General features: G+C 36.9%; 15 protein-coding genes. 3 read left to right on the top strand and 12 right to left on the bottom strand.

The genetic code is table 11. The features are described from left to right. Positions 1–17: 17 nt before the first annotated feature. The 7 genes from sufC to PGOND44_RS08145 all read right to left on the bottom strand — a co-directional run bounded on the left by sufC (position 18) and on the right by PGOND44_RS08145 (position 6,688). The gene (sufC, locus tag PGOND44_RS08115; RefSeq protein ID WP_003439685.1) at positions 18–779 is read right to left on the bottom strand and encodes a Fe-S cluster assembly ATPase SufC; all 762 of its coding nucleotides are present in this window, start codon (positions 777–779) and stop codon (positions 18–20) included. 9 nt (positions 780–788) lie between these two features. After that, positions 789–1,184 (bottom strand): hypothetical protein, encoded by a 396-nt coding sequence (locus PGOND44_RS08120; RefSeq protein WP_003439688.1) that lies wholly within the window; start codon positions 1,182–1,184, stop codon positions 789–791. A gap of 10 nt (positions 1,185–1,194) precedes the next feature. Then, positions 1,195–2,640, bottom strand: a complete 1,446-nt coding sequence (gene sufB, locus PGOND44_RS08125) for a Fe-S cluster assembly protein SufB (RefSeq protein ID WP_003439690.1) — start codon at positions 2,638–2,640, stop codon at positions 1,195–1,197. A 17-nt stretch (positions 2,641–2,657) separates the two neighbouring features. Further along, a complete protein-coding gene (locus PGOND44_RS08130) occupies positions 2,658–2,987 on the bottom strand; it encodes a HesB/IscA family protein (protein WP_003439693.1) in 330 nt (109 codons plus the stop codon). A gap of 187 nt (positions 2,988–3,174) precedes the next feature. After that, complete coding sequence (locus PGOND44_RS08135; protein ID WP_003439698.1) at positions 3,175–3,645, bottom strand: hypothetical protein; 471 nt, start codon at positions 3,643–3,645, stop codon at positions 3,175–3,177. 13 nt (positions 3,646–3,658) lie between these two features. Then, entirely contained in the window at positions 3,659–4,759 is a 1,101-nt protein-coding gene (gene dprA, locus PGOND44_RS08140; protein WP_003439700.1) for a DNA-processing protein DprA, read from the bottom strand. Between the two features lie 18 nt (positions 4,760–4,777). After that, positions 4,778–6,688, bottom strand: a complete 1,911-nt coding sequence (locus PGOND44_RS08145) for a cation:proton antiporter (RefSeq protein ID WP_003439703.1) — start codon at positions 6,686–6,688, stop codon at positions 4,778–4,780. Between the two features lie 97 nt (positions 6,689–6,785). Between PGOND44_RS08145 and PGOND44_RS08150 the strand changes: the two genes are divergently transcribed. Genes PGOND44_RS08150 through PGOND44_RS08160 form a run of 3 tightly spaced genes read left to right on the top strand, consistent with a single transcriptional unit; the run spans position 6,786 to position 11,167 of the window. After that, positions 6,786–7,646, top strand: a complete 861-nt coding sequence (locus PGOND44_RS08150; RefSeq protein ID WP_003439705.1) for an MBL fold metallo-hydrolase — start codon at positions 6,786–6,788, stop codon at positions 7,644–7,646. A gap of 15 nt (positions 7,647–7,661) precedes the next feature. Beyond that, a complete protein-coding gene (locus PGOND44_RS08155; protein ID WP_003439707.1) occupies positions 7,662–9,341 on the top strand; it encodes a S8 family peptidase in 1,680 nt (559 codons plus the stop codon). 2 nt (positions 9,342–9,343) lie between these two features. Then, positions 9,344–11,167, top strand: a complete 1,824-nt coding sequence (locus PGOND44_RS08160) for a M1 family metallopeptidase (RefSeq protein WP_040555927.1) — start codon at positions 9,344–9,346, stop codon at positions 11,165–11,167. Between the two features lie 81 nt (positions 11,168–11,248). Here the strand turns inward: PGOND44_RS08160 and PGOND44_RS08165 are convergent, their stop codons facing one another. The 5 genes from PGOND44_RS08165 to PGOND44_RS14985 all read right to left on the bottom strand — a co-directional run bounded on the left by PGOND44_RS08165 (position 11,249) and on the right by PGOND44_RS14985 (position 20,656). After that, complete coding sequence (locus tag PGOND44_RS08165) at positions 11,249–13,297, bottom strand: T9SS type A sorting domain-containing protein (protein ID WP_003439712.1); 2,049 nt, start codon at positions 13,295–13,297, stop codon at positions 11,249–11,251. 208 nt (positions 13,298–13,505) lie between these two features. Then, on the bottom strand, positions 13,506–13,712 hold the full coding sequence (locus PGOND44_RS08170) for a hypothetical protein (RefSeq protein WP_003439715.1): 207 nt from the start codon (positions 13,710–13,712) through the stop codon (positions 13,506–13,508). 4 nt (positions 13,713–13,716) lie between these two features. Further along, entirely contained in the window at positions 13,717–17,001 is a 3,285-nt protein-coding gene (locus PGOND44_RS14980; RefSeq protein ID WP_003439718.1) for a T9SS type A sorting domain-containing protein, read from the bottom strand. A 183-nt stretch (positions 17,002–17,184) separates the two neighbouring features. Next, positions 17,185–17,388: a hypothetical protein gene (locus PGOND44_RS08180; protein WP_003439720.1), complete on the bottom strand. Its 204-nt coding sequence runs from the start codon at positions 17,386–17,388 to the stop codon at positions 17,185–17,187. A gap of 4 nt (positions 17,389–17,392) precedes the next feature. Continuing rightward, positions 17,393–20,656, bottom strand: a complete 3,264-nt coding sequence (locus PGOND44_RS14985; protein ID WP_003439722.1) for a T9SS type A sorting domain-containing protein — start codon at positions 20,654–20,656, stop codon at positions 17,393–17,395. Positions 20,657–20,697 lie beyond the last annotated feature (41 nt).

A 20,697-nucleotide genomic window follows, 5' to 3' on the forward strand; every position in this document is an offset into this window, starting at 1 on the left:
TTCTTGTAAAGGCTTGCTTACGAGGTCATTTCTGCTCGTTCTTCCTTGAGCCAATCATAACCTCTTTCTTCCAACTCTTTAGCCAGTTCTTTACCGCCTGTTTTTACTATTTTACCATCCATCAACACGTGTACAACATCTGGTATAACGTAGTCCAATAATCTTTGATAGTGAGTAATCACTAATGTTGCATTGCCTTTGTTTCTTAAACGATTGACACCATCGGACACTATTCTAAGAGCGTCTATGTCCAAACCAGAATCTGTTTCATCAAGAATAGCCAATTTTGGTTCTAGCATAGCCATTTGGAAGATTTCATTTCTTTTTTTCTCACCTCCTGAGAAACCTTCATTTAGAGATCTAGATAAAAATTTTCTGTCCATATCCAACAGAGCAGATTTTTCTCTAATTTTTTTCAGCATTTCATTAGCAGGCATATCTTTTTGCCCTCTAGCCTTTCTGACCTGATTGATAGAGGTTTTGATAAAATTGGTCACAGAAACTCCTGGGATTTCAATTGGATATTGAAAAGATAAGAAAATCCCTTTGTGTGCTCTTTCTTCTGGAGAAAGTTCAGATATATTTGCTTTTTCAAAGAGAATATCTCCTTCTGTAACTTCAAAATCTTCATTCCCTGCAATAACTGAGGCAAGTGTACTTTTACCAGATCCATTAGGACCCATTATGGCATGAACTTCTCCAGCATTAATCTCTAGATTAATACCTTTTAAAATCTTTTCACCGTCTACACTTGCGTGTAAGTTTTTTATCTTTAACATAACTACTTATTATTTACTTAGTCTAAGACTTTGGTCATCTTGAGACTGTTCTACTTTTATAATATTTTGGATTTTAACCACTTTAGGCCAAGCATCCTCTTGGGTATTGTTTTCTATTTTAACTTTTAAAGTCACATCGAAGGACGCGTATGGATCTGGGTTCATATCACGGACGTTTGCAATAAGTTCTTCGGCCATTTCATTAATGACCACACCGTAAATTGCGTTTTTAGTTTGAAAAACGGCAGCAGAATCAGCATAAATAAATTCGCCCGTCATCGTTTTTAACGAACCTTCCATTTCCGCCTTCGAGATTTCTTCATCTACTTTTGAATCTTTAGACTCCTTTTTACATGACCCTAAAGTCAATAAACAAACTAAAATGGATAAAATAGATATCTTCATTAATTTATATTTATCCAACTGAACCTTCTAGTGATATTTCAAGTAATTTTTGAGCTTCCACTGCAAATTCCATCGGCAGCTTATTGAGTACATCTTTACTGTAACCATTTACAATAAGAGCAATTGCTTTTTCAGTATCAATTCCTCTTTGATTACAGTAGAAGATTTGGTCTTCACCAATTTTAGTGGTGGTTGCCTCGTGCTCTACTTGTGCCGTTTTATTTTTAGCTTCTATGTATGGAAACGTATGAGCTCCACATCTGTTTCCCATCAATAATGAGTCACATTGAGAGAAATTTCTCGCGTTATCTGCTCCTTTGTTAATTTGAACTAAGCCTCTATAACTATTTTGAGATTTCCCTGCGGAAATACCTTTTGAAATAATTGTGCTCTTGGTATTTTTACCAATATGAATCATTTTGGTACCAGTATCTGCTTGCTGGAAATTGTTGGTTACTGCAATGGAATAAAATTCTCCAGTGGAGTTGTCTCCTTTCAAAATACAACTTGGATACTTCCAAGTGATAGCTGAACCAGTCTCGACTTGAGTCCAACTTATTTTAGCGTTTTTCTCACAAATTCCTCTTTTGGTGACGAAATTGTAGACTCCACCTATACCCTCTTTATTTCCTGGGTACCAGTTTTGAACTGTTGAATATTTGATTTCTGCATTATCTAAAGCTACCAACTCTACAACGGCAGCGTGCAATTGATTTTCATCTCGCATAGGAGCTGTACAGCCCTCTAGATAACTAACGTAACTAGAATCTTCTGCAATCACCAGTGTTCTTTCAAACTGACCAGTATTTGCTTGGTTAATTCTAAAATAGGTTGATAATTCCATTGGACATCTCACCCCTTTTGGAATGTAACAAAAAGAGCCATCGCTAAATACTGCAGAATTAAGGGCAGCAAAATAATTGTCTGAAGTAGGAATTACTGAACCTATATATTTTTTTATAAGCTCTGGATGTTCTTCAATCGCTTCAGAAATAGAACAGAAAATAATTCCTTTTTCAGCTAATGTCTTTTTAAAAGTAGTGGTTACAGATACAGAATCCACCACAACATCCATAGCAACACCAGACAATTTCTTTTGTTCGTCGATAGATATTCCTAATTTTTTGAAAGTTTCCAACATTTCAGGATCTACCTCATCTAAGCTATCATATTTTGGTTTAGTGCCAGGTGCAGAATAGTAGGATATAGCTTGGTAATCTGGTCTTTCAAAACCAATATTGGCCCAATTTGGTTCCTTCATGGTTAACCAATGCCTGTAAGCATCCAATCTCCATTGTGTCATCCAATCTGGCTCTCCTTTCTTTTTGGAAATACCGATAACTACATCTTCATTTAAGCCTGGAGGAAATGTATCGGACTCCATTTCTGTATAAAAACCATATTCGTATTCTTTAGTCTGAAGTTCCTTTTCGAGTTCTTGTTCCGTATATGCCATAATCGTTTTCTTTTAAATTAAAGTGAAAAACTTTCACCACAGCCGCATGTTCTTTCTGCGTTAGGATTATTAAATACAAATCCTTTTCCATTCAACCCTCCAGAATATTCCAAAGTGGTTCCAATTAAGTATAAAAAACTGCTTTTGTTGATAACGATTTTCACCTCATTATCTTCAAAAAGTTTATCCTCGTCGTTCTGGGCTTGATCAAAATTCAGATCGTAAGATAACCCAGAACATCCGCCGCTTTTTACTCCAACTCTTACAAAGTGGTTTTTGACATTATAGCCTTCTTCACCCATAAGATTAGTTATTTTTACCTTTGCTTCTTCGCTAACTTTAATCATATTTAAATGGATTAATTCTAAATTACTTACAAATATATAATTAATGAATTATTTCTACATGTTATTTAACGAAAATATTTGCAATATTTACCTTCAATTTTTCTTTATTTTTAAAGGACTTCAGGGCTTTTTTTTAAACCAAAAAACCAGCTTATGCTGGTTTTTTGGTTTTGGAGAATTATAAGCTCTATTCAGCTAAAACCATTTGAGCATTTTCTATAGAAGAATTAATAGCAGCTTTCATTTCTTCAGCTAAATTGTATTGCATCTCCAATAATTCCACCTTCGCCTTTATGCTATCTTTGTCTTTAGCCTGTAAACCAGTGTTAATCTCCGTTCTTGAAAAAGAAGAGCTAAAGTTTTTCATCCAAGACATCATCAAATCGTGGGCATTTTGTAAATCTACAATGGCAGCAGCATGCTTTCCTACCAACTGAGTATTCACTTCTTCTGCGCTTTCTAGTTCTTCTTTTTCACTTTCAAGCTCAGTAATCAAACTGTTGATCTTACTCATTTGAGGCATCACATCATCATGAATTTGAATAGTTTGCTTCATTTGAGCATCAAATGCTTTAGCTTCTGTAGACTCCTCCTTTTGCTGACAAGAAAAAGAGATAAACACCATACCTACTAAAATGGATTTTAAAATAAATTTCATATTATTAAATTTTTTAAATGATTTCAAATTGCTTACCAGGCAATGGCCTTACAAGACCTCCCAATTCCAAATTAAGAAGAATTGAAGAGAGTTTATGGGTTGGTAAACCGCAAACCAAAGATAACGCATCAATTTCTGCTTTACCAATTTCTGTGAGTTTTTGTACTACTAATTTTTCATCATCAGTAAGGGATATAAATAACTGGGTTTGGGTATTCTTTTTTTTGGTGTCTATATCCCAGTTGAGATTATAAACCAAGTCGGCAGCAGAGATAATCATCTGCGCTTTTTGCTGTTTGATGAGCATGTTACAGCCCTTACTGAATTTGTCTTGAGGACGGCCTGGGACTGCAAAAACTTCTCGGTCGTAGGAATGAGCTATATCTGCCGTCACAAGAGAGCCTCCCTTTTCAGCACTTTCAATAACGATAGTCGCTTCGCTAAGTCCTGCAATAATCCGGTTTCTACTCAAGAAATTATTACGATCGAAGATATCGTCGCTGCAAAAGTCTGTGAAAAAACCACCATTATTTTCTATCGAAGACACGTATTTCTGATGGACTTTGGGATAAATTTGATTCAACCCATGAGCCACACATGCTATGGTTTGAAGATTGAACTTGATAGCTGCTCTATGCGCTACAATGTCGGTTCCATAGGCCAACCCGGAGACGATTACTGGATTGAGTGGGGCCAAATCTTCTATCAATTGCTCACAAAAGGCAATCCCATGAGTTGTGACTTGACGGGTGCCTACTATACTCAAAACAGGTTTGTTCTTAAGATTGATGTTCCCTCTAGAAAATAAAAGTATAGGACTATCTATGCATTGTTTTAACCGCGAAGGATAGTCTTCGTCCTTAAAATAACTAAGCTTTATATTATTGCTTTGAATGAAGTTGAGCTCATCTTCTGCTTCTTTCGTTATAGCAGAATCTCTTAATGTTTTTATTCGCTTACTTCCAATCCCATCCAGTTCTTTTAAGTCGTTTGTACTGGCTTGAAATAAGGCTGTTGCACTGCCAAAATGCTGAAGAAGTTTTTTCGCATTGATATGACCAATCCCTGGCATTTTATGCAACATCAGTAAATAAAGAAGTTCCTGTTCTTGCATCTTTAAGCTTATTAAACCTTAATTATTGTCTGCTGGCTTGTCTTCTTCAGTAGACTTTTTTTTCTTTTCTTCTTTGATAGATTGCTCTTCCACTATCTTTTTAGAAGGCTCTTTTTCAAAAGATTTTCCTAGATACACCAATTTTGATTCTGGTTCTACTTCAATAGATTTTGAGTCGTTTGGTAATATATCGAGTTTCCCATCTGGTTTTTTGATAAACAAAGGGATTATTTCAGACTCCACTTTGCTCAATTCAATTAAGCCTTGAAAATGATCATTGGAGTTTAAATCTATTTCATGGATCTCTGGATATTTTCTCGTTAGATTAACCAATTTAATATAGTCGTCGGTTTGTGAAAACAAACCATCTTCTGGATTATTTTCTGGATCTTCCATTTCTTCTGAAGATATCACGCGAAAGGTTCCTTGTTCTCCAAATTGTTTCGCAAAGTTTTCAATAGCCTTTTTATTAACGGCCGTATTACCTGTTAAGGCCATTAAGTACCCCACATCACTCAACTCGATATTATCAATTAAATCGTCGGAATAGATATTGGCATTGATGGCATCTAGACCCATCACTTTAGCTTTATCTATGTTGCTTTTATTATTATCAACAATTACAACGTGCCTGTCGTTATCTTTTAAATATTTAGCAATTATTCTTGAAAAAGATGAAGACCCAACAATCAAGATTCCTTGAGAATCCTTTAGAAATACACCCACTAGTTTTGCAAAGCTTCTAGCTGTAGTCGCATTAAGAAGTACAGTGCCCAAAACTATCATAAACACCAAGGGCGTTATTAATTCTGCATTAGGAATGCCTTGGTCTACTAGCTTCAATCCAAAAAGAGAAGCCACACCTGCTGCCACTATACCTCGAGGGCCAACCCAACTAATGAATAACTTTTCGCGGGTTTCCAAAGTGGATTTATAACTGCTCAAAAAGACACCCAAAGGCCTAACCACAAAAACAACAACCGCAAAAAGAATTAAGGTGTTCCAATTGAAAACCAACATCAAGTTTTCGAAATTGATATTGGCAGCCAGGAGAATAAAAAGAATTGAAATTAAAAGAATACTAAGGGATTCCTTAAAATAAAGAAGTTCTTTAAGATTGGGCAAATTGGTATTCCCCATGATAATTCCCATAACGACCACAGCCAATAAACCACTTTCGTGTGCAAAGTGATCTGCCATTACAAAAACCCCTAAAACGGTCGCTAAAGTGACCACATTTAATAAGTAATGAGGTATAATCTTGGACTTTATTGCAAAAGCCAAAGCTTTGGCGAAGGTGAATCCGAAGGTAAATCCAAAAAGAACAATTTCACCGAACTCTACCAGCACCGTAGTTGTAAAGGCCTCCCCTCCTCCTGCAGATATAAATTCAAAAACCAATACTGCTACCAAAGCTCCAATAGGATCTATGAGAATTCCCTCCCATTTCAATATGGTTGAAACGTCTTTTTTAAGAGGGATATTCCTCAAAATTGGGGTAATTACGGTAGGTCCGGTAACAATGATGAGTCCTGAAAATAAAAGAGAAATTTGCCAGCTTAATCCCAGTATCCAGTGAGCTGCCATTCCTGCTCCAACAAAGGTAATCACCACAGCGACAGTAATTAATTTAACAATAACTGGACCAACGTTCAAAATCTCACCTCGTCTTAAAGTAAGGCCACCTTCAAAAAGAATAATCCCTATAGCAAGTGAAACAAAATAGAACAAACTTTCTCCAGGAAACAAGCCAGTCTCACCATTCCATATAGGTTCTATAAGCTTGGATCCATCCTCAGTATACAAAGAAGCAATAGGACCTACCAGTAGGCCTATTAGAATTAATGGTAAAATTGCCGGGATTTTGAAACGCCAAGCAAACCATTGCGCTAAAATTCCTAATATAATTATACTCGCTAGTTCAATCATAAAATATTAGATTTGAGTCGTTAAAAATAGCATAATCTAGAAGACTCAGATTCCAAAGTTAAGACTCTTTTAGTACTTTGCTGCTAAAATAGAGCTTATGACCTTATATCCTATAGAAACTGGAAATTTTAAACTAGATGGAGGTGCCATGTTTGGCGTTGTGCCAAAATCGCTTTGGCAACGAACAAATCCAGCAGATTCTAATAACATGATAGACATTGCTGCAACCAGTTTGTTGATTGAAAATGGTAAGCAACTTATTCTAATCGACACAGGTTTGGGGAACAAGCAAAGTGATAAATTCTTTAGTTACTACTATAGATGGGGGGAACACACTTTGGATAAGTCACTGAAAAAATATGGATTCCATAGAGATGATATCACCGATGTGTTTATGACTCACCTGCATTTTGATCACTGTGGAGGTAGTATTCAATGGAATAAAGATAAAACAGGTTACGAACCTGCTTTTAAAAACGCAAAATTCTGGACCAACCAAGAACACTGGGACTGGGCCATACATCCTAACGACCGTGAAAACGCTTCCTTTCTAAAGGAAAATCTTTTACCGATGCAAGAAAGCGGTCACTTACAGTTTTTAGAACGCACTCAAAACAGACATTTTTACGATGAATTGGGATTTGAAGTCCTCTTCGTAGATGGTCATACCGATAAGCAGATGATTCCAATTATAGATTATCAAGGGAAAAAATTGGTCTTTGCGGCAGATTTACTTCCTACAGCTGGACATATTCCTCTACCCTATGTCATGGGTTTTGACACTAGACCCTTGAAGACACTTCAGGAAAAGAAATTATTTCTAGAAGAGGCCACTCAAAACAATTATCACCTCTTTCTTGAGCACGATGCTCACAACGAAATCATCAATTTAAAAGACACTGAAAAAGGAATACGACTCGACTCTACTTTCAGTTTCAATGAACTCTTTACTAATTAATTTAATTTTTAAAACATGACGACAAAGACATTTAAGATAGGCGCTTGGAGCCTTTTATTATCAGGATTTCTAATAGGTTGTGCCAGTGGGCCAAAAATCACTTCAGAACCTATCCCCAACTTACAAAACGTAAAGGCTAAAACAACAGAACTTACAGAAGATGAGCTTGAAGTTTGGGGAAGCAAAGATCTTTTGAAAGACACCATTCCAGGAATGAGTGTAGATAGAGCTTACCAGGAAATCATTAAAGACTACAAAGGAGAAAGCGTCATTGTTGCTGTTCTGGACAGTGGTATTGATATTGAGCACGAAGATTTTGAAGGTGTGATCTGGACCAATATTGATGAAATTCCTGAGAACGGAATAGACGATGACAAAAATGGTTTTGTCGATGACATCCACGGCTGGAATTTCCTAGGCGACGTTGTTGAAGAAAATCTTGAATACACTAGAATAGTAAGAGACTTTCAAGATAAGTTTGAAGGTAAATCTGAAAGCGATATTGCTGAAGAAAACTTAGAAAACTTCAAATTATACAAGTCTGCAAAAGCTGAATATGACAAAGAGCTAAACAGCACAAATGCGAGTTTAAATCGATATGTCACTATGAACAACCAGCTTCAAGAAGCTGAACAAAGTTTAAAAATCGAGCTTGGTGTTGATGAGCTTAGCATAGAGAATCTAACGGCCTTCGAACCTGAAGACGATACTAGTCTCAACCAAAAAATGCTACTCCTCAATGTTATGAATAACATCGGTGAGGATCTTAGTAGCGTAGAAGACCAACTTGCCCAAGCTATGGAGTATTTTGGCAATAGAACCAAATACCATTTCAATTTGGAATTGAATGCTAGAGCCGAAAAACTAGGCGACGATCCAGACGATTTCTCAACCCGCTTTTATGGAAATAACCAAGTGAGTGGTCCCAATAAAGATAAGAAAGATGCGAAGCACGGCACTCATGTCGCCGGAATTATAGCAGCTAACAGAATGAATAACAAAGGTGTAAAAGGCGTTGCAGGGAATGTCTTAATTATGCCTATAAGAGCGGTTCCAGATGGAGATGAATACGATAAAGACATCGCATTGGGTATTCGCTATGCAGTGGACAACGGTGCTAAAGTCATCAACACGTCCTTTGGAAAATACTTTTCAACGCATCCAGAATGGGTGATGGAAGCTATCGCGTATGCAGCAGAAAATGATGTTTTAATCGTAAATGCAGCAGGAAACGAAGGTATTGATCTAGATGAAACACGAGTATATCCTAATGATGAAACTCCAGAAAACCCTACAAATTTTGTAGATAACTTTATCAACGTAGGTTCTATCACTGCAGAATATGGAGGAAATTTAGTGTCAGGATTTTCCAATTATGGAGATAACAGTGTGGACGTTTTTGCACCAGGATCCTCTATATATGCAACCACTCCGTTGAACACTTATGAATTCCTACAAGGAACCTCTATGGCTTCTCCAAACGTAGCTGGTGTAGCAGCAATGGTCCGCTCTATCTATCCTAAACTCTCTGCTGCCCAAGTTAAACAAATCCTTATGGATTCTGGGCTAAGTACAGATCAAGACGTGATTCTCGGGGGAGATCCAGAAAACACTCTGCCTTTTGATGAGCTTTCAGTATCTGGAAAAATGGTAAATATGTATAATGCTCTAATATTAGCTTCTAAAACTAAATAATGATGACAAAAACATTTTTAACGATTGCATCTATCTTTTCATTTTCAATTCTACTTGCCCAAAACTCAACAGGGTATTGGCAACAACATGTGGATTATGAAATGGAAATCGACTTTGACGCCAAAGACTACCAGTACGATGGTTCACAAGTTCTGGAATACACCAATAATTCTCCAGACACTTTAGATCGGGTTTTTTACCACATGTATTTCAATGCTTTTCAACCAGGCAGTGAAATGGATGTGAGGTCTAGAACGATTGAAGATCCAGACTCTAGAGTTGGAGATCGTATTTCTAAACTTAGCGATGAGGAAATTGGATTTATGAGAGCAAAAACCCTTCAACAAGACGGGAAAGAACTAAACTTTAAATTAGTGGGAACTGTCCTTGAAGTTGAGCTCAATGAGCCTATTTTACCTGGAAAGTCAAGTACTTTCAAAATGGATTTTGAGGGCCAAGTTCCTGTTCAAATTCGTAGATCTGGGAGAAATAATGCCGAAGGTGTTGAACTTTCTATGACGCAATGGTATCCTAAAATGGCAGAATATGATTTTGAAGGCTGGCATGCAGACCCTTATATCGGAAGAGAATTTCATGGTGTTTGGGGAAACTTTGACGTTAAGATCTCTATCGATAAAGATTTCATTTTGGGAGGTACTGGCTATATCCAAAACCCCAACGAAGTTGGTTATGGATATGAAGATGAAGGAGAAAAAGTAAGACGAAGAGGGAAAAAGCTGACTTGGCATTTTAATGCGCCAAATGTACATGACTTTGCCTGGGCTGCAGACAAAGACTACATCCATGATAAAATCACTGGAAAGGATGGTACTACCCTTCACTTTTTATACAAGGACAATAAGGAGATTATTGAAAACTGGAAAAATTTACAATCCAAAACTTCAGATTTATTGGATTTCTTCAATGAACACATTGGTCCATATCCTTACGATCAATACTCTGTTATACAAGGAGGTGATGGAGGTATGGAATATGCGATGTGTACACTTATTACTGGAGAAAGAGAATTCGGCAGCTTAGTAGGCGTCACAGCACATGAGATGGCTCATTCTTGGTTTCAGCATATTTTAGCCACAGATGAAGCTCAACATGAATGGATGGACGAAGGTTTTACATCCTATATTTCTTCTTTAGCTATGAACGAAGTGATGGATCAAAATAGAGAGAATGTATTTGCAGGAACCTATAGAGGCTATACAAGTCTAGCCAATTCTGGTTTTGAACAACCACAGACCACCCATGCCGATCGTTATGAATACAATAGTGCCTACGGCGTAACGGCCTACTCCAAGGGGTCTGTTTTTTTAGCTCAGCTAGGCTATTTAATTGGACAAGAAAATTTGGATAACACTTTAAATCGCTATTTCGATGAGTGGAAGTTTAAGCACCCAACGCCAAATGACTTTATCCGCATTGCTGAAAAAGTAAGTGGAGCTGAGTTAAGCTGGTACCTTAATGACTGGACAAGAACGACCAATACAATAGATTATGCTATAAAAGGCGTAAGCGTTGAACCTGGAACAACCATAGTAACTCTGGAACGAGTTGCTCTTACTCCCATGCCTATTGAAGTAAAGGTTGACTTTAAAGGAGGTACCTCAGAGACCTATTATATCCCTTTAAGAATTATGAGATGGACGAAGCCAGGCGCTACGAATATTCAGGAAGATTGGGCTTGGGCCTTTCCAACCTATACCTTGGAAATTCCCTCACCTCAATACGGAGTTGAGAAAATTGAAATTGACCCAAGTGGTTTAATGGCCGATGTGAATAGAGAAAACAACGTTAAGGTTTTGAATGAGTAAGTCGTCTCCATAACTAATCATAAGAACAAAAAGTCCATTACAAAATTGAATGGACTTTTTGTATTTTAAGAGGTCTTCGCCCTATTGCTTAACCAGTTTTAAGGTATGCTCAGCAGCATCTGATTTTAATTTCACTAGATAGGTTCCAGGAGCAGCATTAAAGTCTGAAATCTCTTGGATTGAAGTCTTACCTAATGAGCTCTGATATATTTTCTGACCTAGCATCGTATAAATTTCAACTTCAGTTTCGCTGCCATTTCCCAACCCACTTATAGAAAAGCTCTCTTGCGTTGGGTTTGGGTATAATTTCACTTTAGAAAATTCATGACTAGTTATCGATAAGCTTTGGGGTGTTAGCTTTAACGAAAATCTGTTTTCATTTATAGAGCCAGGAACAGAAGAATTCACGCTAAAGGTATACGTATCTGAAGATTTCGAAATCAATGTTTCGGTCTCCAAATAGCTATCTATGATATAAACGTGTTGAGGTAGGTCTTCGGTGATTTCAAACTTGAAAACATAATTCTGTCTTCGGTATTGATTTAAGTATAAAGGAAGTACATCTTCAAGGTCTGAAAATGATCTTCGTTCCAGCGCAATTAACTGTCCATCGATAAGTCTAGTTAAATTTTCATCTATATTTTTCAGTTTAGGGAAGTCATCATCGATTTGATTGGTGTAGGACTCTCCAAAATTAATTCGCAAGGCATCAGAAGGTGTGCTTTCTAAATCATATGACAATTGATTATAGAGTTGAATATTTATAAATTTATGATCACCAGATTTCAAAATTTCCGTGGAATTAATTTCAACAACTTTATCTTCTTCAGAAAAATTTAAGGAAGGGTTTATATCCTCATCTGAAGTTTGAACAAAAACAGCTTGCATAGGTTGTAAGTATTGGTTGGCTTCAGAATTGGAAGAATTCGTGCCAGACAAAAGATCCACTACTACAAAAGCTCCTCTACCTCCAGACTGTTCTAAATCTTGAACCCCTCCTAAAGTAGGGTCCCAAACGTAATACACATTTTCCCTGAGGTTTACTGAATTTGCTAAAACTGAAGTCATATCAACTTGAGCGTGATAAGGATTTCCGATTAAACTGAACCCATTTGTTTCTAAAGAGAGATCTGTTGTTGAATACTCCCCGGTGTGTAATTGACCTTTAGATCTTAGCTTGGTTTGAGTGGGCTGTGCCGAATTGGAATAAATATTTATAGACCTATCCCCTCTAATGAGTAGCCTATAAGCATCACCAGAAACCAATGTATTTACATCTGTATTGTCGATAGGACTAAAATCTGCCACCTGGTTGTTATACAAAAACATTGAGGCATTTCCCGAAGGATTAAAGTCGAAACCATCTCTACCGTCTTCACCAAGATCCGCAGGACCACTGCCGGGGTTAAGACCTGTGATATGAGTTCCATGACCCTCTGGAATAGAGTGATCTCGATAGCTATTCGCATCTTCTTGCCAGTTGTGATGTATGGAGGTAGAAGTCGTTACAGAGGGGGAAATTAAACGATTTGCTCTTCTAGCAGGATAACATTGCTCTACCGTTACTTTCCCTGTGATTTTCCCTTTAATTGGGGCAACTTGAGCGACTGATTGATCTAAAAAGCTACACTTGAGGCTTAGATTATTTTTGGTTAACAAATTTCCTCTGTCAACAAATAGTATCCCATAGATAGCTAACGAATCCTTGATGTGAACAGTTGAAGGATTATCAATACGAAGATTTTGAAAACGTCCTTCTCCCGTTATAAATTGAGCACTATTTCCATTGAGAAGGAGCTCTCCATTACCTGTAATGGAGCCTTCATTATGAATGTGCCCCGTAATGCTTAAGACTGCAAAATCGGTTATGTCTAAAACAACCCCTTCGGATACCTCTAAATTCCCAATAACTTCATGTCCATAAACTATTGGATTTGCGTTAAGAATGACTTTAGAATCTTCTTCTGGCATCTCTTGGTCATCCCAGTTTTCAGGATTATTCCAAGCTCCAGCTGTTATAAACGTATAAGTATCGTCTTTGGATAAATTAGCATCATCAATTTCTGAAAAAGGTTGAATGAGCAGAGAAATCCCTAGAATGATAAAAAAAGAAAAATTGTATAAAAACAAAAGATATTAGTTTGCGTAAAAATATGGGTTCAACTCCCTTTTGTTTGTAGAATAAGTTCGAAATAAGCGAGTTATAAATATTTAACAGTTGTCTAGGGAGTTCCTCCAGAGCAGAAATAGCAAGATTATTTGTTGACCTACGTATAACAAAAAACCATCTGATTGCTCAGATGGTTTTTCTCTTTTATGTTATTATGACTGATTTTCTCTAGTCTTGTTTTCTCGTCTGCCTTATTCCTAAGTAACCTCCTACTGCTAGACCTAAAGCGATAAGACCACTTATGGAGGCAACCGGTTCGTCATCTACATCATCTGGAAAGCCAATATCTCCTAACTGGGCATAACTGGTTGCTGAAATCAGGATAAAGGCTAAAACCAATACTAGAGCTAAATACTGTGATTTGTTTATTTTCATGATCTTAGTCTTTTATGAGTTTGAAGGTTTTTTCCCCTTGGTTAGTGTTCAGCTTAACAAGGTAAACCCCTGCGGTTCCGTTGAAATCCGTGATCTCTATACTAGATTGGCCATTTGATTTTGCAGTGTATACTTGTTGACCTATTATATTGTAAATTTTTACTTCTGTATCTTGACCTGAGTCTATTCCACTTATGCTAAAGTTTCCCTTGGTTGGGTTAGGGTATAAACTTAGGTTTACTAAGTTTTCATCTCCTATCGATAAGCTCACCGGTTCAAATACCAAGCTAAAGCGATCAGATGCCACTGATTCTGGAATAGAAGACTCTATTGCAAAACTATAGGTGTTGTCTGAAGATGTGATTTCAGTAAGTGCTTCTAAATAGTTGTCTTTGACAAAAATTTGCGTGTTTAAGTTATCGGTCACATCAAACTTCATCACATAACTCTCCCGTCTATATTGATTTATAAACAAGGATAATTCTTCAGATTCTAGCGGTAAAGGGCGCTGCTCTATAGATGCGACTTCGTTACCTACAACTCTTCCCAAGTTTTCATCCAAGTTTCCGATTTTAAGAGCATCATCTTCAGTCGTTATCTTAAAAGATGTATCAAAGTTAATACGCAAACCATCTGCTGGAGTGTCTCCAAGATTATAAGACTCAAAATCATATAACATAATGTTGATGTATTCTGATTCTGATAATGACTTAACTGTAGTTTGCGTTTCGGCAACATTTTTTTGATCTTCTTCAAAATTTACTGAAGCAGCAGCATTTGCATCCACAAGAACAAATGCAGATTGCATAGGCTGTAAAAATTCGTTTGCAGATGTTATAGGTGTGCCTAGTATTGTATTATCTGAAAAAGATGTACTTCCATCTGATAAATTTACAGTGACATAAGCACCTCTTCCTCCTGGCTGTCCAGCCGTTGCAGCTCCTCCCAATGTTGGATCCCAGACATAATAAAAGGTATTTCTTATGTTGGTTGAATTTGCAGTCAATAACCTCATATCCACTTGAGCGTGATAAGGATTTGCTATAAAATTAATACTACCTGCTACTGGAGATAGCGAAGTTTGTGAATCTGACCCAGTGGTTAGAATTCCTGTTGATCTTAATTTAGTATCTGTAGGAGAGGCTCCGTTAATGGTCACATTAATATTTCTATCACCTCTAATGAGTAATCGATAAGGCTGATTTGCATTAAGAGTTTTTATATCTGTATTTGATATAGAACTCCAGTTTCTCCCTACATTATCAAAAGTGAACAGAGATGGATTACCACTTCCAGTGGCATCAAAACCGTTAGATCCAGCTATCGAGCCAGTAATATGAGTTCCATATCCAGGATTTAGATTTTGATTATCTGTTGGAAATATTAATCCAGTATTGTTTGCCCCTTCTTGCCAATTTGCTCTAATATCGGTTGTTGTAGTTACAGATGGAGATATAAATCTAAAAGCGCGTCGAGCGGGATAGCACTGTTCTACAGTAACATCGCCCACAATTACTCCTCCAACAGGACCTACTTGAGCGGTTTTTACTGGTGTTCCAAAATTACATCGTAAAGAAAGATTGCCATTCGTGTTTAAGGTGCCTTGATCAACATAAACTACTCCAAACAAATCTGCTGGGTCTGTAAAATCTACACTTGTTGAATTATCTAATCTTAGATTCTCAAAAGAGCCACCTCCAGAAAGAGTCTGTGCCGAAGTTCCAGTTAAGACCACTTCACCATCGCCAGTTATCGTACCTCCATTGTTTACATCGCCAGTAATGCTTAATTGGTTACTTGCAGAAACAGTTAGACTTGCAGATCCATCAATAGCTATATTAGCAACGCCTAAGTTGTTATTCAAATCTCCATTTGCTGCAATAACAACACTATTACTAGCAGAAGGAACTGTATTAAAATTCCAGTTAAGAGCAGTTTCCCAATCACCATCTGATTCTAGTATATATCGACTTGTAGCTAAAGTAAATCTCGATTGATTTGTAATTGCGGTCACATTTGAAAACTCATAAACGCCTCCACCTACATCTGTAGCTCCAGAAATAGGAACTTCGTCGGCGAAGAATCCATCATTATTAGTATCTATAATTAAACTTAAAGCTGATACTGGAAGTGTTCCTAGTGTACTCACATCAATTCTAAGATCTATTCCACCTACATCTACGGGATTATTTGACGTATTTACTTCACTTACTCTCCAGACTCTATCTAAACTAACGAAATCTCCTGAAGTAGGAGAATCAGCAAAATTTGTAAAAGTGAGATCACCTTCATCATGCCCCCAAAGTAGAAACTCATTATCATTAAGATCAGTTGGGTTTAAAACTCTTATAATCCCAGAACCTTGGGCATCGTTATGAATATTCGAGCCATCAATTCGACCAATACCAGCAACTTCATTATCAAAATTACCATTTGCTGGATTATCCATTGCATATAGGTCATTGGCATCTAGAGCAAGCCCATACTTAGCTGATAAATAGTTGTTTACAATTGTAGTTTGAGCCAGATTTAAAGCAAAATTATAGGTTATGAATTCATTTATGTAACCCCTAAGCCCCCCATTGTTTGTCGTAGCGTGCCTTCCAATTCTTGGGACGGGAGGAGTTGTGGGACCGTTGTTATCGTTTTGCGTGCCCTGATTCTGATTGTTATAAAAGATTTGATAATCGGTGTTATAATCTCTCCTTAACTGAATAAGTTTAGTCGATGTATTAATTAATGTAGTACTTGGAACACCCCCTAATCCGCCTCCAGAGTTATTTCTTTTTTGATAAAAGTATTTATTTCCAGTTCCAGAATTATTAACAGGCTTTAAAGAAACAAGTTCATCGGTAGCTGTGGGTCTATCCAATATAAAATGACCAGAACCATCATTAGTACCACCTGATTGTGAAAGTGTGTCTCTGAAGGCAATCAAATAAGTATAACTACTATTACCTGAAATACCTTGGGCTGGACCATCGATAAAAAGATTTCCTGTAAATCTTAAACCTGGCTTTCCATTAGCAGCATCATCCTCAAATATAGGTCTGCTAGCGTTAGTAGCTATTGCATTTCTGTTATTACCAGATCTGTCGTTCCATTGTCTAACTCTATTCCCATCTAAATTAGCTGGAGTTGTGCCGTTATCTGAAAATGTGCCAAAATCGCCACTTAACCACATTTGGTTGGTTGAAGAGTTTCCAACACCACCGGGTCCCGTTTGGGAAAAGACCACTAAAGATACTAACAACAATAAAGTAGTTAGTAAGGAAGTAATTTTATTCATTTAAGATTAGTTTTAAGCGAAAATAAATTTCCTGTTCTCAATTTCTTGTAGAATAAGTTCGAAATCAATTGATTCTATTAAATAATAGTTTCAAGTTTGACTTTTTAATTAAATGAGAAAAGAGAAAAACCATCTGATTGCTCAGATGGTTTTTCTCTTTTATGTTATTATGACTGATTTTCTCTAGTCTTGTTTTCTCGTCTGCCTTATCCCTAAGTAACCTCCTACTGCTAGACCTAAAGCGATAAGACCACTGATAGAGGCCACTGGCTCATCATTAACATCATCATCAAAAATTGGAATTTGTGCATAAGAACTAGCCGTTGAGATAATAATGAAGGCAAGAACTAAGGCTAACGTCATATACTGTGATTTGTTTATTTTCATGATCTTAGTCTTTTATAAGTTTGAAGGTTTTTTCGCCTTGATTAGTTTTTAGCTTCACAAGGTATACCCCTGTGGTTCCATTGAAATCTGCGATCTCTAGTGTAGATTGGCCACTTGATTTTGCAGTGTACACTTGTTGTCCTATCAGGTTATAAATTTTTACTTCTGTATCTTGACCTGAGTCTATTCCACTTATGCTAAAGTTGCCCTTGGTTGGGTTAGGGTACAAACTTAGGTTTACTAAGCTTTGCTCTGGTGTCGATAAGCTCACCGGTTCAAACACCAAGCTAAAACGATCTGATGCCACTGATTCTGGAATAGAAGACTCTATTGCAAAACTATAGATGTTGTCTGAAGATGTGATTTCAGTAAGTGCGTCTAAATAGTTGTCTTTGACAAAAATTTGCGTGTTTAAGTTATCGGTCACATCAAACTTCATCACATAACTCTCCCGTCTATATTGATTGATAAACAAAGGCAATTCTTGTGTAGCCTCTGGAAGTGGTCTACGCTCAATCGCTGAGAAAGCATTGCCTTCTACTCTAGCTAAGTTTTCATCTAGATTACCAAGTTTTGGTGAATCGTCTTCCGTTGAGATACTAAAGGATTTATCAAAGTTAATTCTCAATCCATCCGATGGTGTGCTGCCTTGTGAAAAGGCCTCTGCGTTGAACAATTGAATATTGATATACTCTTGAACACTATTAGATTTAACAACCGTCTGGGTCTGATTAACCGCTTTCATAGCTTCTTGGAAAGTCACTGATGCTGTAGCATCTGTACCTGTCCTTACAAAGAATGCCTGCATTGGTTGTAGGAATTCATTGGCTGATGAGCTTGATGTATTATTTCCAGTACCTAAGTCAACCGCAACATAAGCGCCTCTACCTCCAGGCGAACCCGGGGCGGGTATGCCGCCAAGAGTGGGATCCCAAACATAGTATTCTAGTCCACTTATATTGGATGAACCCGTAACAAGAGCATTCATATCCACTTGGGCTTGATAAGGGTTACCTATAAAGTTAAAGGCATCTGCCGTATTCGATAAGTTTATTTCAGTTTGTGTTCCTGCAGCCAAAACTCCTGTCGCTGATAAACGTGTATTTGTTGGAGGTGACCCATTAAGTGTAATGTTGATACTTCTATCGCCCCTCAAAAATAAGCGATAAGCTTCTCCAGCGGTTAAACCACCATTCGTATTTGTTAACCTATCCCAGCTTGGTGTTGCATTATTAAAGGTAAACATAGATGCGTTCCCCGATGGGCTATAATCAAAGCCATTATTGCCATCTTGGCCTACACTAGCATTAGCAGAACCTGGTGATACTCCTGTGATATGCGTTCCATATCCAGGTCTTGGATCATCCTGATATCCAGCCGGGTTTTCTTGCCAATTTTCTCGTATAGACGTTGAAGTTGTTACCGATGGAGATATAAGCCTAAAAGCTCGTCGAGCGGGATAGCACTGTTCTACAGTAACATCTCCCACAATTGTTCCTCCAACAGGACCCACCTGAGCCGTTTTTCCTGGTGTTCCAAAATTGCAAATGAGATTAATATCGTCTCCTGTAATAAGTGTTCCACCTCTAACATCCAAGAGATTATTAATATCGAGAGTGGTATCTAGATTGATACTAGTATTTGCATGAGTAATAAAGTTTGCAACTTCAAAACTTTTTCCAGATATAAATTTATTCAAATCTCCAGAAAATTCCAATGTCCCTTCCGAACCATCAAAGACACCGTTGTTTACAAATTGCTTTTTGATATCTAGAATGTTGTTATTCAATGATAAATCAGAATTATTTGTAATAGTTGCACAGAAGCAATTAGCATCTTCATTTAATTCAGCATTTGCACCATCAATAATAAGCTTTCTACCAAAGTCTGAGGTGTTTGGAGCATTTGCTAAACCAGAGCCATTTGAGAAAGAAGTTCCATCCCAAAGAATAGGCACAATCGTTTTGAATCTTAATTTAATATAGTCTCCGTTTGCAAAATTTACTCCAGAAAAAACAACATCGTTTCCAGAAACAGATGATGAAGAAATAATCGTGGGATTAACAAAGTTAGGAGAGCTACTGACAAGAAGTTCTGCAACATTAGGATCTAAACCGATTGAAGAAGTATCAAAAGATATATCAACATCACCAACATCACCATTGTATTTACCAATCCTCCATGTCGCCTCAGTAAGTATGTCATCTGGAGCAACGCTAAGACAATCTATAGAAGTAAAATCTAAACTTGAATCATTTAATATATCACTTCCAATAAATAAGTACTCACCATTGTTCAAATTACTAGGATTATTGACTCTTATAATTCCAGAACCCTTGGAGTTTCTATGTGAATCTGATGAAGATTCTCTACCAATACCTATAACATTAAAGTCGAAATTTCCATTTGCTGGATTATCAAGCGTGTAGATATTATTTGCAATACTTATATCGAACTTTGAAGAAAGATAGTTATCTATAATTTTTCTTTGAGTTTGATTTACAGCCGTATTGTAAAAAATTATTTCAGGTATCTGTCCTGCAAAGTGTCGTTCATCTGATACATTTAATTTACCTATGGTAACTTGACTTGTGCTTGAATTGATTTGAGTTGAAGAGATTGTAGAACTTGTTGCAACCAATTCTGAATCTTTATATAGTTTTTGTCTATTGCCTGCTGCCTGTAAACCATTAAATGAAGCACTTATAATAAAATTACTATTATTCGATACTTCACTATTAGGTCCACCATCTAATCTTCCATTACCTCTATTATTTACATCTGTGTATGTCTTATTTCCTTCAAAGAAAAACATTGTAAATGAATAAACAGTAGAAGATTGATTATCTCGTTTTGAAATGATAGCTTGCGCAGCTGGTGAACCAAGATTACTTGGCCTAGCTACACTAAATAAACTCATCTGATTAATTCCTCCAAAATTTGATGCATCACCTGGAATTGTCATAAAATCTGATGTAGATGAATCGTCTCCACCAGAAAAGTCTATAACAGGAAGGTTATTTAAACTAGAAGTAGCTCGAAAGATAGGTCGATTCTGCTGTGTAAGTTGAGATGCTGTATTGTTATTATCTGATGAATCATACCAAAATTCAACCAGATCTCCTTCACTTAAGTTTAGATTATCAGTTTTAAGCCAAAGATTTAAATTGCTTGGACTTCCAACTCCTCCTGGTCCATTTTGTGCAAAAATGAATGGAGATACTAAAATAAATGGTAGTATGAAAATTACAAAAGTAAATTTTTTCATAAGAATAGATTTTAAACAAAAATACATTGCTTATTCTCAAT

Origin of the sequence: Psychroflexus gondwanensis ACAM 44 (assembly GCF_000355905.1) — a bacterium.
GTDB classification, from domain to species: Bacteria; Bacteroidota; Bacteroidia; order Flavobacteriales; family Flavobacteriaceae; genus Psychroflexus; species Psychroflexus gondwanensis.

Bases quoted from the DNA above. Each gene is read 5' to 3' on its own strand.
- sufC (WP_003439685.1), bottom strand. From the start codon at position 779: ATGTTAAAGATAAAAAACTTACACGCAAGTGTAGACGGTGAAAAGATT.
- PGOND44_RS08120 (WP_003439688.1), bottom strand. From the start codon at position 1,184: ATGAAGATATCTATTTTATCCATTTTAGTTTGTTTATTGACTTTAGGG.
- sufB (WP_003439690.1), bottom strand. From the start codon at position 2,640: ATGGCATATACGGAACAAGAACTCGAAAAGGAACTTCAGACTAAAGAA.
- PGOND44_RS08130 (WP_003439693.1), bottom strand. From the start codon at position 2,987: ATGATTAAAGTTAGCGAAGAAGCAAAGGTAAAAATAACTAATCTTATG.
- PGOND44_RS08135 (WP_003439698.1), bottom strand. From the start codon at position 3,645: ATGAAATTTATTTTAAAATCCATTTTAGTAGGTATGGTGTTTATCTCT.
- dprA (WP_003439700.1), bottom strand. From the start codon at position 4,759: ATGCAAGAACAGGAACTTCTTTATTTACTGATGTTGCATAAAATGCCA.
- PGOND44_RS08145 (WP_003439703.1), bottom strand. From the start codon at position 6,688: ATGATTGAACTAGCGAGTATAATTATATTAGGAATTTTAGCGCAATGG.
- PGOND44_RS08150 (WP_003439705.1), top strand. From the start codon at position 6,786: ATGACCTTATATCCTATAGAAACTGGAAATTTTAAACTAGATGGAGGT.
- PGOND44_RS08155 (WP_003439707.1), top strand. From the start codon at position 7,662: ATGACGACAAAGACATTTAAGATAGGCGCTTGGAGCCTTTTATTATCA.
- PGOND44_RS08160 (WP_040555927.1), top strand. From the start codon at position 9,344: ATGACAAAAACATTTTTAACGATTGCATCTATCTTTTCATTTTCAATT.
- PGOND44_RS08170 (WP_003439715.1), bottom strand. From the start codon at position 13,712: ATGAAAATAAACAAATCACAGTATTTAGCTCTAGTATTGGTTTTAGCC.
- PGOND44_RS14980 (WP_003439718.1), bottom strand. From the start codon at position 17,001: ATGAATAAAATTACTTCCTTACTAACTACTTTATTGTTGTTAGTATCT.
- PGOND44_RS08180 (WP_003439720.1), bottom strand. From the start codon at position 17,388: ATGAAAATAAACAAATCACAGTATATGACGTTAGCCTTAGTTCTTGCC.
- PGOND44_RS14985 (WP_003439722.1), bottom strand. From the start codon at position 20,656: ATGAAAAAATTTACTTTTGTAATTTTCATACTACCATTTATTTTAGTA.